The 12,834-nt window shown below is 62.8% G+C and carries 13 protein-coding genes; 5 read left to right on the top strand and 8 right to left on the bottom strand.

Annotation, left to right across the window (positions count from 1 at the left end):
- Window positions 1–41: 41 nt before the first annotated feature.
- From QKW60_RS19570 to QKW60_RS19560, 3 genes are all read right to left on the bottom strand, one after another.
- Window positions 42–305: a hypothetical protein gene (locus QKW60_RS19570; protein WP_282371213.1), complete on the bottom strand. Its 264-nt coding sequence runs from the start codon at window positions 303–305 to the stop codon at window positions 42–44.
- The gene (locus QKW60_RS19565; RefSeq protein ID WP_282371212.1) at window positions 298–594 is read right to left on the bottom strand and encodes a hypothetical protein; all 297 of its coding nucleotides are present in this window, start codon (window positions 592–594) and stop codon (window positions 298–300) included. The genes QKW60_RS19570 and QKW60_RS19565 overlap by 8 nt, the downstream gene beginning before the upstream one ends.
- 284 nt (window positions 595–878) lie before the next feature.
- Window positions 879–1,343, bottom strand: a complete 465-nt coding sequence (locus tag QKW60_RS19560; RefSeq protein WP_263741081.1) for an Lrp/AsnC family transcriptional regulator — start codon at window positions 1,341–1,343, stop codon at window positions 879–881.
- Window positions 1,344–1,446: 103 nt separating this feature from the next.
- Between QKW60_RS19560 and putA the strand changes: the two genes are divergently transcribed.
- Genes putA through QKW60_RS19545 form a run of 3 tightly spaced genes read left to right on the top strand, consistent with a single transcriptional unit; the run spans window position 1,447 to window position 6,045 of the window.
- Window positions 1,447–4,887, top strand: coding sequence for a bifunctional proline dehydrogenase/L-glutamate gamma-semialdehyde dehydrogenase PutA (putA, locus tag QKW60_RS19555; protein WP_282371211.1), 3,441 nt, complete (start codon window positions 1,447–1,449; stop codon window positions 4,885–4,887).
- 31 nt (window positions 4,888–4,918) lie between these two features.
- On the top strand, window positions 4,919–5,662 hold the full coding sequence (locus QKW60_RS19550; RefSeq protein WP_282371210.1) for a rhomboid family intramembrane serine protease: 744 nt from the start codon (window positions 4,919–4,921) through the stop codon (window positions 5,660–5,662).
- On the top strand, window positions 5,659–6,045 hold the full coding sequence (locus QKW60_RS19545) for a GFA family protein (protein ID WP_282371209.1): 387 nt from the start codon (window positions 5,659–5,661) through the stop codon (window positions 6,043–6,045). Before QKW60_RS19550 ends, QKW60_RS19545 begins: the two co-directional genes overlap by 4 nt.
- Window positions 6,046–6,123: 78 nt before the next feature.
- Here the strand turns inward: QKW60_RS19545 and QKW60_RS19540 are convergent, their stop codons facing one another.
- The 4 genes from QKW60_RS19540 to QKW60_RS19525 all read right to left on the bottom strand — a co-directional run bounded on the left by QKW60_RS19540 (window position 6,124) and on the right by QKW60_RS19525 (window position 10,184).
- Window positions 6,124–6,915 carry an inositol monophosphatase family protein gene (locus QKW60_RS19540; protein ID WP_282371208.1) on the bottom strand — a complete coding sequence of 264 codons (792 nt, stop codon included), beginning with the start codon at window positions 6,913–6,915 and terminating at the stop codon, window positions 6,124–6,126.
- 64 nt (window positions 6,916–6,979) lie between these two features.
- Window positions 6,980–7,741, bottom strand: coding sequence for a glycerophosphodiester phosphodiesterase family protein (locus tag QKW60_RS19535; RefSeq protein ID WP_282371205.1), 762 nt, complete (start codon window positions 7,739–7,741; stop codon window positions 6,980–6,982).
- A 53-nt stretch (window positions 7,742–7,794) separates the two neighbouring features.
- Window positions 7,795–9,207: an MFS transporter gene (locus QKW60_RS19530; protein ID WP_282371203.1), complete on the bottom strand. Its 1,413-nt coding sequence runs from the start codon at window positions 9,205–9,207 to the stop codon at window positions 7,795–7,797.
- 71 nt (window positions 9,208–9,278) lie between these two features.
- Window positions 9,279–10,184, bottom strand: a complete 906-nt coding sequence (locus QKW60_RS19525; RefSeq protein ID WP_282371201.1) for a LysR family transcriptional regulator — start codon at window positions 10,182–10,184, stop codon at window positions 9,279–9,281.
- Window positions 10,185–10,287: 103 nt separating this feature from the next.
- Between QKW60_RS19525 and metF the strand changes: the two genes are divergently transcribed.
- Together metF and QKW60_RS19515 are read left to right on the top strand one after the other, a co-directional pair.
- Window positions 10,288–11,154, top strand: a complete 867-nt coding sequence (metF, locus tag QKW60_RS19520) for a methylenetetrahydrofolate reductase [NAD(P)H] (RefSeq protein WP_282371199.1) — start codon at window positions 10,288–10,290, stop codon at window positions 11,152–11,154.
- 94 nt (window positions 11,155–11,248) lie between these two features.
- Complete coding sequence (locus tag QKW60_RS19515) at window positions 11,249–11,731, top strand: PaaI family thioesterase (protein WP_282371225.1); 483 nt, start codon at window positions 11,249–11,251, stop codon at window positions 11,729–11,731.
- On the opposite strand, the gene QKW60_RS19510 is transcribed toward QKW60_RS19515, so the two are convergent.
- Window positions 11,715–12,794 (bottom strand): DUF2235 domain-containing protein, encoded by a 1,080-nt coding sequence (locus QKW60_RS19510; protein ID WP_419762707.1) that lies wholly within the window; start codon window positions 12,792–12,794, stop codon window positions 11,715–11,717. The two genes, QKW60_RS19515 and QKW60_RS19510, sit on opposite strands and share 17 nt — an antisense overlap.
- Window positions 12,795–12,834: the final 40 nt, after the last annotated feature.

Here is a 12,834-nt window from a genome sequence, read left to right as displayed (position 1 = left end):
GTCGGTCTGTTTCCGTTTCCCATAGAACACCTCCTGGTTCCTCAGTTGGTGCTCTCCACTTTTCTCGGGCAAGTCCACTTGGCCAAGTTCCTTGTGTCGATACGCACCCCTGCTTCCGTCTCAGAAAGGAGGACAAGTGTCGCAGCGACGCGAAGATGATGATGGCCGTTGAGATTGGCCCTAAGAGTTGGGAAGACTCTTTCTAGGTAACATGCTTCAAGCACGTCCTCGGATTTGCTGTTGAAGACAGGATCAACCAGTGCTTCCTCGGCCTTGGTCCAAAGATCAGAGTACAGCTTACTCATCTTCCGCCTCCTGCCCGAAGAGGCCACGCTTCTTATCGCGCAACTCCGCAATCTCTCCTTCCAACTCCACGATGCGATCTCGTTGGGTTTGGAGGTCGGTTTGGGTGAACTCCTCAGGCTCCGCATAGAAGCGGGTTTTCCCGAGCATCTGGCGGTCTCTGAATCGAAGTTGGGTGGCAACATCGCTGTTGTAGACGCGAGAGCCGAGTTTTCGACGCAACTCGTTCCACTCGCTCATTGTTCTTGGTTTGTCCGATGTGGAGAAACCACGGAAGTATTCTTTTGCCATGCTTGGCCAATTCCTTTTGTTATCAATGATTTTGGTGATGAGAGATGAGGTCAAAATTTCCCCTCTCTATATAGTCATTATACAATATTTTGATCAAAAAGTCAAGTATTTCTTAAGTACTTGTTGCTGAAAAATCGTCTATCAAACGTCTACCTACTGCCATACTTTATATATAACATCTTGTTATTATTATTATCATAAAGACTTTTAAGTCCCCTGTGTCTACCATTCCACCACGCGGGCCAGCGCGGCGACCATAGAAGAAATTGCGGCCCGAGCAAGGGTCAGAGGCCGGTTTCCTTCACCGCCTCCATCGCGACGAAAGTCGAGGTCGAAGCAACGTGTGGCAGGCTTGAAATCCGTTCGCCCAGGATACGTCGGAAATCGTTGATATCGGCGGTGCGGACCTTCATGAGATAGTCGAAACTTGCCGCCATCATGTGGCACTCCTCAATCTCCGGCACACCGCGTACCGCCTTATTGAAAGCCTGCAAAGCCGCCTCGCGCGTGTCCGACAGCCGCACCTCGACGAAGGCGACATGGGCGAGGCCCATGCGGATCGGGTTCAGGACGGCACGGTAGCCTGCGATGACGCCGATCTCTTCCAGCCGCTTCACCCGCGCCTGTATGGGGGTCTTGGTCAGCCCGATGCGTCGGGCCAGTTCGGTGACGGACATACGGCCGTCTTCCGACAGGGCGCGCAGAATCGCGCTGTCGTACCGGTCGAGGTGTGGAAGTCCATCTGCCATGCAGTTTTCTCTAAATTTGGTTATATCGACTATGTTTTGAGAATATTAAGTCAAATCGACTGTTCCGCAAGCGATAATATAGGGTATTCACGCGGAGGACCCCATGACCGATCTCTGGACTGCCATCGACACCGGCTCACTTGCACCTGAAGTCCCGCTGCTCCAGCGGCTGATCGCTGACGCGGCGCTCGATGCGTCCGACCGGGCCCGGATATCGGGTGAGGGCGCGTCGCTCGTCCGCCAGATCCGCGCCGATGTGCGTCCGGGTCTGATGGAGGTCTTCCTTGCCGAATACGGGCTGTCGACTGAAGAGGGCATCGCGCTGATGTGTCTGGCCGAGGCGCTCTTGCGCGTGCCCGATGCGGACACGATGGATGCGCTGATCGAGGACAAGATCGCGCCGTCCGACTGGGGCAAGCATCTGGGTCACTCGGCGTCGTCTCTGGTCAATGCCTCGACCTGGGCTCTGATGCTGACCGGCAAGGTGCTGGAGGAAAAGGAACCGGGCATCGTCGGCCATCTGCGTGGCGCAATGAAGCGTCTGGGTGAACCGGTCATTCGCCGCGCCACTCGGCAGGCGATGAAAGAAATGGGCCGCCAGTTCGTTCTGGGCGAGACCATCAATGCCGCAATGGAACGCGCCGCGAAGATGGAGGCGCAGGGCTATTCCTATTCCTACGACATGCTGGGCGAGGCCGCGAAGACCGCCGAGGATGCCGAGCGGTACGCGCAATCTTATTCCCGGGCCATCGCCGCCATCGCCTCGGCCGCCATCAGTGATGACATCCGCTACAATCCGGGCATCTCGGTTAAGCTTTCGGCACTCCATCCCCGCTACGAGGTCGCGCAGGAAGCGCGTGTGATGAAGGAGCTTGTGCCCGTCGTCCGCAAACTGGCCCTGCAGGCCGCGCAGGCACGGATGGGCTTCAACATCGACGCGGAAGAAGCCGACCGGCTGACCCTCTCGCTGAAGGTGATCGAGGCTGTCCTGTCGGATGAGGACCTTGCCGGTTGGGACGGCTTCGGCGTTGTCGTACAGGCCTATGGTCGCCGCGCGGGCGCGGTGCTCGACTGGCTCTATGCGCTCTCCGAACGGCTCGACCGCAAGATCATGGTGCGCCTCGTCAAGGGCGCCTACTGGGATGCCGAAGTCAAGCGCGCGCAGGTTATGGGGCTGGAGGATTTCCCGGTCTTCACCCGCAAGGAAGCGACTGATGTCAGCTACATCGCCAATGCGAAGAAGCTCTTGGGCATGACCGACCGCATCTACCCGCAATTCGCCACCCATAACGCTCATACCGTCGCCGCGATCCTTGATATGGGCGCGGGCAAGCCGTTTGAGTTCCAGCGTCTTCATGGAATGGGCGAGCGGTTGCATGACATCGTGCTCAAGCGCGAAAAGACCCGCTGCCGCATCTACGCACCCGTCGGTGCTCATCGCGATCTTCTGGCCTATCTGGTCCGCCGCCTGCTGGAGAACGGCGCCAACTCTTCCTTCGTGAACCAGATCGTCGATGAGGACGTGGCCCCCGAAGAGGTCGCCTCCTGCCCGTTCGACGCAGTGGAGGCAATGCTGCCCGGCCTGTCGAACAAGGCGATCCGCAAGGGGCCGGATCTGTTCGCGCCCGAGCGCCGGAACTCCGAAGGATTCGATCTGACCGATGCGCCGACGCTCGCCCGCATCGACGCCGCGCGTGACGAATATGCGAAGACCGAATTCGCTGCCCAGCCGATGCTGGCCTGCAAGGTGGAAGGATTGAAGCCGCGCCGCGTGCTGAACCCCGCAACCGGTCAGCTTGTCGGCCGCGTCACCGATGCTTCCGCCGCCGATGTCGATCATGCGCTGGCCGCCGCGAAACCGTGGAAGGCGACGCCTGCCGAACGTGCGGCAATCCTGAACCGCGCCGCCGACCTTTATGAGGAAAACTTCGGCCCGATCTTCGCGCTGCTGGCGCGCGAGGCGGGCAAGTCGCTGATGGATGCCGTGGCCGAACTGCGTGAGGCGGTGGACTTCCTGCGCTACTACGCCGCTCGTGGGCTGGAACTGAAACAGCCGCCTTTGGGCATCTTCACCTGTATCAGCCCCTGGAACTTCCCGCTGGCAATCTTCACCGGCCAGTTGTCGGCAGCACTTGCCGCCGGGAACGCGGTGCTGGCGAAACCGGCGGAACAGACGCCGCTGATCGCGGCCCATGCCGTGGCCCTGCTGCACAAGGCAGGCGTTCCGGCCTCTGCCCTGCAACTCCTGCCCGGCGACGGGGCGACGGTCGGGGCCAAACTCACCTCCGACGCCCGCGTCAATGGCGTCTGCTTCACCGGCTCGACCGACACCGCGATGCTGATCCGCAAGGCGATGGCGAAACACCTCGCCCCCGGCGCGCCGCTGATCGCGGAAACCGGTGGGCTGAACGCGATGATCGTGGACTCGACTGCACTTCCCGAACAGGCGGTTCGCGATATCGTGGCATCATCCTTCCAGTCGGCGGGCCAGCGCTGCTCGGCACTGCGTTGCCTCTATGTGCAGGAAGACATCGCCGCCCATTTCACCGATATGCTCTTCGGCGCGATGGAGGAGCTGACGGTCGGCGACCCGTGGCACCTTGCGACCGATGTCGGCCCGGTGATCGACGAGGAAGCCGAACAGGGCATCCGCGAACATATCGAGAAAGCCCGGAAAGAGGGGCGTCTGCTGCGTCAGCTCTCGACCCCGAAGGGCGGCCATTTCATCGCGCCCACCGTGATCCGAGTCAAAGGCGTCGCCGATATGAAACGCGAGATTTTCGGCCCTGTTCTGCATGTCGCCACCTTCGACGCCGACAAGCTTCCGAAGATCATCGACGACATCAACGCGACCGGCTACGGGCTGACCTTCGGCCTGCACACCCGCATCGACAACCGGGTGCAGGAACTGACCGAGGCGCTGCATGTCGGCAACATGTATGTGAACCGCAACCAGATCGGCGCCGTGGTTGGTTCCCAGCCCTTCGGCGGCGAGGGGCTTTCGGGCACCGGGCCGAAGGCGGGCGGGCCGGAATATCTGCACCGCTTCACCCAGCCTGTCGCGGCAGGCAAGGCCGGAAAGGATGACGCCAAGGCCGATCCCGCCAAGGTGCAGGCCGCGCTGAATGCAGCCCCGCTTCCGGCCATCCTGACCCGCGTCGATCTGCCGGGTCCGACGGGCGAATCGAACCGCCTGACGCTGCTGGCGCGCGCGCCTTTCCTCTGCCTCGGCCCCGGACGTGAGGCGACCGAGGCGCAGGCAGAGGCGATCCACGCGCTGGGCGGGCAGGCCATCGCGGTTGCAGGGGCGCTCGACCCGCAGGCGCTGGCAACGCTCAAGGGCTTTGCCGGTGTTCTCTGGTGGGGCGACGAAGCGGCGGCACGGGCCTACAACGTGGCGCTGGCGGGCCGCGACGGCCAGATCCTGCCGCTGATCACGGCGATGCCGGACCTTGGCCACGTCGCGCTCGAACGCCATGTCTGCGTCGACACCACGGCCTCGGGCGGCAATGCCCAGCTTCTGGCCGAGGCCGGTAACGCTTGACGCCCCTTCGCGGATCGGAAAACGTGGCGCCATGTTTCCGATCCGCGACCACAACCCCTCTGAACGGACGCCCTATGTCGTCTACGCCCTGATCGCGGCGAACGCGATCGCATTCCTTCTTCAGCTTCCCTACACGGGCAGTGAACAGGCGATGCTGGGCTTCTGGCGCGACTGGGCCATGATCCCTGCCGCCGTCACACAAGGCGGAGAGGTCCACGGTATCTTCACCTCGATGTTCCTGCATGCAGGCGTCATGCACCTTGCGGGCAACATGCTGTTTCTGTGGATCTTCGGCGACAATATGGAGGATCAGCTCGGCCATCTGGGCTTCCTCATCTTCTACCTTGCCGGGGGCGTCGCCGCCGCGCTCGCACACATCGCCTCGGCCCCTGACTCGGTCGTGCCGACTGTCGGAGCCTCGGGGGCGATCGGTGCGGTACTTGGCGGCTATCTTCTGCTGTTCCCAAAGGCGCGGGTCGATATCCTGATCATCTTCGTGGTCTTCTTCCGGGTCTTCACGATTCCCGCTTTCGTCATGCTTGGCCTGTGGTTCGCGATGCAGATATTCTCTGGCGTCTCGACCCCGGCCGATGGCGGCGGTGTGGCCTATTGGGCCCATGCGGGTGGTTTCATCGCCGGAATCGCCTTCGCCTTGCCCGTGTGGCTCAGACGCGGCGCGCGGGCCTATTGGCAAAAGACTGAAGGCCACCCACCGCATCCCGAGACCCGCTATTCGACCTCGAACATTCCCATCATCAGAAGGCGCCGGAAATGACGCTGCCCGAAATCAAGACACCGCATCGCGCCACCTGCCACTGCGGCGCGGTTGAACTGGAGGTGACGCTGCACGAGGGTCTTGCCAGCGCGCGGCGCTGCGATTGTTCCTTCTGCGCAAGGCGCGGGGCCATTGCGGTCAGCGCACCGCTTGATGGGGTCAGGGTGGTGAAGGGGGCGGAAAACCTCACGCTCTACACATGGAACACCGGCACGGCGAAGCATTTTTTCTGCAAGACCTGCGGCATCTACACCCATCACCGCCGCCGGTCGAACCCGAACGAATACGGCGTCAATGCCGCCTGCCTCGAAGGGGTCAATCCGCGTGATCTGGGCCCGGTTGCCTGGACCGACGGCATCAACCATCCGTCCGACCGGACCTGATCACTTTCTGTCCTGAAATACTCTCGGGGGTGAATTGGCGCGTCAGCGCCAAGAGGGGGCAGACAGCCCCCACCGCCGTCATTCCGGCGCGCGCAGCACCTTCGCGAAGGCGGAGAAGACTTCGACATTCGCCGCAAGGACCGACCCGCTTTCGAAAATCTCGCGGCCCTCGCGAACGGCCTCGACAAAGCCACCGGCCTCGCGCACCAGAAGGATCCCGGCCGCCATGTCCCAGGCGTTCAGCTCGCGCTCCCAGTAGCCGTCATAGCGGCCCGCCGCCACATAGGCGAGGTCAAGCGCGGCCGACCCCATGCGCCGGACGCCGGCCGTCGCCGGCATCAGCCGCGCCAGATCGCGCATCGTCGCGGGCAGGGTCTTTTTCGTACCAAAGGGCACTCCGGTGGCAAAGAGCGCTTCGCCCAGTGAGCGTCGGCCCGACACACGGATGCGGCTTTCGTTCATCCAGGCGCCCGCGCCCTTTTCGGCCCAGAAAAGCTCATCCTTAGCGGGGTCGAAAACCACACCAGCGACGATCTCGCCCTTATGTTCCAGCGCGATGGAGACCGACCAGTGCGGCAGGCCATGCAGGAAGTTCGTGGTTCCGTCGAGCGGATCGACGATCCAGCGGCGCGTCGGGTCGGCGCCATCGGCCTCGCCGGTTTCTTCGCCCAGCCAGCCGTAGGTCGGGCGGGCGCCCAGGAGCTCGTCCTTGATGATCTTTTCCGCCGCCGTATCGGCGCGGCTGACGAAATCGCCTGCCCCCTTGACCGACACCTGAAGGTTCTCGACCTCGCGGAAATCCTTCACTAGGGAACGGCCCGCCTTGCGTGCGGCCTTGATCATCAGGTTGAGGTTGGCACTGCCTTGCATCGGTCATCACTCCGGCGGATCAGGGGGCGGCTATACGCGGGGAAACAAGGGATGTGAAGCCCCCTCAGCCCGCCCGCCGCGCCATGACCTGCTTCAGAAGGCTTGGCCGGTCGGTCATCAGCCCATCGACGCCCATATCGAGAAGCTGCTCCATCTCGGCTTCCTCGTCCACAGTCCAGACATGGACCTGAATGCCATGCGCATGCGCGGCGCGGACGAAGCGGGGGGTGACCAGGGGAATGCCCCGGAATGTGGTTGGCACCTGCACGACTGGAAAATCGGGCTGCCGCCCGGGCAGGGACCATCCGCGCAGCCAGAGGCCCAGCACCCCCTTGTGGGCCGGTGACCAACAGAGGCCGGGGCCGAGCAGGCTGCGCAGTCTATCGGTTAACCTCGCGTCGAACGACCCCACGCAGACCCGGTTCAGCGCGTCCGACCGTCGGATCGCTTGCGCCATCGGTTCGACCGCTGCATCGGCCTTGGCCTCCAGGTTGACCTTCAGGTCGGGCCATTCCGCCAGCAGGTCCTCCAGAAGCGGGATCGCCGCGCCCCCCTTGGTTCGGCGGTGCTTCAGGTCCGCCCATGTCAGGTCCGCGATCCGCACTGACTCACCTGTCATCCGGGTCAGGGTGTCGTCGTGAAAGATCACAGCAACGCCGTCGCGTGTCGCCTGAACGTCGGTCTCGATATGGCTGTAGCCAAGCGCCACCGCATGGGTAAAGGCCGCCATGGTGTTTTCCTCGACCTCCAGCGATCCGCCGCGATGGGCAAAGGCGATGGGGCCGTTGTGATCGAGGAATGGGTGCAGTGCGGAGCTTGTGGCCATGATCCCCCCCCTTCAGGATCATGAAACCCAAGACACTTTGCGCGCAAGCCCCGTCACCTTCTTGCCGTGACGAAACGCAGCATCGCAAAGAGCGCGATACCGGCAAAGGGCAGGCTGCCTGCAAAGATCACCCGGGCGACATGCGCGGCCTCATCCGGTCCCGCCCCGGCGCTGAATCCGGCGGAATTGGCAAGGATGCCGACTGCGGAAGCGCCGAAGGCATAACCCAGGCGGCTGAGTGTCGGCAGGCCCGCGCTGAAACGATCGGCATCCTCTGCACGGACAAGCCGGGTGCCGCGGCGCAGGATGAAAGTCCATGACAGGCCGAAACCCAGCCCTTCGCAGGCGGCGAAAACGGCGATCAGGCCCACGGGGCCGCGTGGTACCGCGTAAAGCAGACCGACGACGCTGAGGACGATCAGGCACATTCCGACTGCGATGATCTTTGGGTCGTGGCGTTCGGCGAGGCCGGCGGACAGGACCGCCCCCACCGTCCAGGCGATGGAGATCGTGGCGACGACATAACCCGCGATCAGGGGCGGGGTCTTATGGATCAAGTCCATCAGAAGCGGTCCGTATGTCGCCAGACCCATGGTCGCGATGCTGACTGCAAGCACCATCACCAACGCCGCCCCCACGGGATCGCGCGGATCGAAGGCGCGGCGGGGCAGCAACCGGTCGCCCGCGCTGTGGCTGTCAAGTCGGGCAAAGAGCGCCAGCGCGGCAAGACCCGCCAACAGGGCCGCTGCCATACCGCCCGGTGTCGCGGTGATCCCGGCATAGGTGACGGAGAGAACCGCGAGGCTAAGAAGCCCGAGACGCCGGAAGGGTATCCGGTCCGTGGCCTTTTCGTCGGTGGCAGGGGAGTCAGCCGGTGCAAGACCGAACCAGATCCAGAAGGCAAGCAACAGCGCCTGAAGACCGAAGACGGCAAAGCCCGCGCGCCAATTCGCATAGGTCACGAAAAGCCCGCCGAAAAGCGGGCCCAAGAAGGCGGAGGTGCCCCAGACCAATGACATCGACGCCATGACCCTGGGGATGAGCCGGGCCGGGAAAAGCCTGCGTGCCGAGACGAAGGCCAAGGCAGTCAAGCCGCCGCCACCCAGCCCCTGCAGGACCCGGCCCGCCAGCATGATCTGCATTGCAGGCGCCAGCGCGCTGACCATGCAGCCAAGGCCGAAGGCGAGCGCCGCGATTGTCATCGGGCGGCGCAGCCCGTGGCGGATTGCGATCAGCCCGCTCGCCGCGCCGATGACAATGGAGCCGGTCTCATAAAGCGCGAAGTTCCACGCGACGAGGTGATCGCCACCGATCCCGGCGACAATCGCAGGCATCATCGTCGCCACGATCAGGCTGTCGGCGGCATGGAGCCAGACGCCAAGACAAACCAGCGCCAGCGACGCCGCAGTGTCCCGCCGCAAAAGATCCCTCCACGCAGTGCCTTCCACCCGATCCGCCATTGTCATCTTCGTGCCCTTTACCTGCAACAACCGGCATCTTCGTAATTGCTCAGGTTAAGTTGAGGTCAAGCCTCAAATCACACCCGTTGTAGCTTTACCGGTTCGCTGCGCGCGAGCCTTAGGAAATGCGCCATGAAAGGCTTTGTCGCATCCTCTTCCCGCGTAGCGGCGTACATACGTTTGGTCAGGCCCGGTTTCGTCACCTTACGGGTCACGTAGTCAGGCTGATACTTCACCTCGCGCAGCACCCAGTCGGGCAGGACCGACACGCCCCGGTCCGACGCGACCAACATCAGGATCACTGCCGTCAGTTCCACCTGCCGTACTGCGCGGGGTTCGACGCGGGCGGGCGTCAGGACTTCGGAGAAGATATCGAGCCGGGTGCGGTCCACGGGATAGGTGATCAGCATCTGATCGCGGAAATCCTCTGCCTCGACATAGGGTTTTCCCGCCAATGGGTTGGACCGCGCCGCGACCAGCGTCGGCGCGTAGTCGAAGAGCGGGTTGAAGATGACATCGGGCAGCTTCTCGGGGTCAGACGAGATCACCAGATCGACCTCTTCCCGCATCAGGGCCTCCATCGCGCCGAAGGCGAGGCCCGGGCGGATATCCACATCGACCTCAGGCCACGCGCGGCGGAACTGTTCGAGAACCGGAAAGAGCCAGTCGAAACAGGCATGGCATTCGATGGCGATGTGCAGCCGCCCCGACCGGCCTGCGCGCAAGCTACGGAATTCGTCGGCCAGCGCCTCCATCTCGGGCAGCACCCGTTCAGCGGTCCGCAAAAGGCGCAGACCGGCAGCGGAAAGTTTCAGCGGTTTGGTCCGCCGTACGAACAGTTCTACCCCGGCCTGATCCTCCATGCCCTTGACCTGATGCGACAGCGCGGACTGGGTTATGTTCAGCGTATCGGCGGCGCGGGCTAGGCCGCCGGTTTCATGGATCGCCCTGATCGTCCTGAGGTGGCGCAGTTCCAGATGCATCGCGGAGTTCTTTCAATCATACTCATATAGTTCTTGAAGATTATGAATTTGTCTCACGTCTCTTTCAATGAGACAAGAGGGCATTGAAGACAAGGATACAGCCATGCCCGCACCCCGCATCTCGTTTGAATTCTTCCCGCCGAAGACGCTTGAGGCGTCGTTCCAGCTTTGGGAAACCGCGCAGATGCTGGCGCCTCTGAAACCAAGCTTTGCCTCCGTCACCTACGGTGCGGGCGGCACGACCCGCAAACTGACGCATGAGGTGGTTAACACAATCGGCGCGCATTACGGCATGAATGTCGCCGCCCACCTGACCTGCGTCGAGGCGACGAAGGCGGAGACACTGGATATCGCCAATGCCTATGCCGAGGCAGGCGTGACGGAAATCGTCGCACTTCGCGGCGATGCTCCGAAAGGGGTCGAGAAATTCACCGCCCATCCCGATGGCTTCGCCTCGTCGGTCGAGCTTATCGAAGCCTTGGCCGACACCGGCAAGTTCAAGATCCGCGTCGGCGCCTACCCCGAGGCGCATCCCGAAGCCGCCGATATGCAGGCCAATGTCGACTGGCTGAAGCGCAAGATCGATGCGGGCGCCTCTTCGGCCATCACCCAGTTCTTCTTTGAGGCTGAAAGCTTCTTCCGTTTCCGAGATGCCTGCGTGAAGGCCGGGATCGAGGCGCCGATCATTCCCGGCATCCTGCCGATCATCTCCTGGGACGGGACCAAGCGGTTTGCCCAAAGCTGCGGCGCGCATATCCCCGCTTGGTTGGAAGAGGCGTTTACCGCGGCCCAGCGTGACGGGCGCGAAGAGCTTCTGGCAACCGTCGTCGCCACCGAGCTTTGCGACAACCTGTTGCAGGGCGGTGTCGATGACCTTCACTTCTACACACTTAACCGGCCCACGCTGACCCGCGACGTGTGTTTCGCACTGGGCATCGTGCCGGAGGTCTCCCTGCAGAACGTGGCTTAAGGCACCGTTGTGCAACCCGGCCCCGGACAAGTGATTGTCCGGGGCCGGTTCTTGCGGCAGGCTGGCGCGGCACAGACCGGAGTCCGCTATGCCAATGCCCTTCATCGCCGAATCCCCCGCTGATATCGCCAGCCGAGAGACGTTGCTGTCGATGTCCGGCCTCGATTTCATGCGCGGCATTTTGGACGGCAAGATCGCCGGGCCCGCGATCGCGCGGACGCTGACTTACAGCCTGCACCTGGTCGAGCCTGGCCGCGTGGTCTTTCGCGGCAAGGCGGGTTTCGGCCATACCAATCCGATGGGGGCGGTTCACGGCGGCTGGTACGGGACGCTTCTGGACAGTTGCATGGCTTGCGCGGTGATGACGACCGTGCCCAAGGGGCGGTTTTACACGACGCTCGATTATTCGGTGAACATCACGCGTGCGCTTTCGCTGGGGATCGAGATTGAGGCCGAGGGGATCGTACAGCATTCAGGCCGCTCGACCGGTGTGGCGCGGGGGGAGATCCGGGGCGTTGAAGATGGCCGCATCTACGCGACCGGGACGACGACCTGCCTGATCATGTCCGGCGCGTAAGCCGCATCGCTGGCAGTGCCCAACGTCGTTTTGCCGGATCGTCGAGATGCGCTGTCGGATGAATGCTCTCTGACGGGTCGCGCCCGACGTGCCGCTTCGCGCGCAGCAGGAAGGCTTTACCCCAGCCGCGCGTGGTGCCGACTGAGGGCACGGTGGCATCCATGTCCAGCCCCTCCCGCCAGTCGAGCGGCAGTGACAGGTTATGCCGCTCTGCCCGCTCCAGCATCCAGAACAGCGGCACGTTGGACAGGGGCCTTGCGGTGTTGAACCCGCCCAGTTGTCCGCCCACATCGCCGTGGGACCCCCGGAACCAGACCTGTTCGATCCGCCCATCCCAGTTGCCGCCCGCCGTTTCCCACAGGATCGGGTCGAAAGCCGCGCGGTTTTCGTTCAGCGCCAGCGCGTGATAGCCATGCCGCACAGCAGAGCCGAGCGAATGGTTGTGGAATTCATGCTGCGGCTCCGTCCACATCCACAGGAACGGTAACCGCACACCCAGCGCCTTGACCGTGTCGAAGACGCCGATCATCTCGATCTCAACCTTCTCGTGGCAGTAGCGGCGGCGGAAGGCGGCCTCAAAGGGGCTTTCGCTTTCACGCTGATAGTAGCGGTAGGCGAATTTCACATTTCGTTCGGTGGCGCAGTCCGATCTCAGCAGGCCGACCTGATCGATGATGCCCGCCAGCGAGCGCACCGCATAGGCACCGCGTGAATAACCGAACAGGAAAACCCGGTCACCAGGCCGATAGCGGGTGGCGAGCCAGCCATAGGCGCGGCGGATCTGCCGGTTGATGCCGCGTCCCATCGCCACATCGGGCGTATGGCGCCACATGTGCCACTGTACGCCCGCCTCGTAATAGATCGACATCTGCGCCGACTGGCAGTTCTGCAGAAGCCGGTAGATGCGGCCGATATTGGTCTCATGCCCCGGGGATAGGCTGGACAATGTTCCATCGAGAAGAATGACATGATCTGTAGGCCCGCGCCCGCGCTTTGCGCTTTGCGTTTCAACCCTGCGGCCGATACGCAGAAGTTTCAGAAGCTGATTGGTGAGCCGTGTCACCCTTCCCGTCCTTCCGTTCCTTCACCCAATTTGAAGCCTA

It is taken from the genome of Albidovulum aestuarii (assembly GCF_029961185.1).
GTDB lineage: Bacteria > Pseudomonadota > Alphaproteobacteria > Rhodobacterales > Rhodobacteraceae > Albidovulum > Albidovulum aestuarii.
This window is presented reverse-complemented; position numbering and strand designations above follow the sequence as displayed.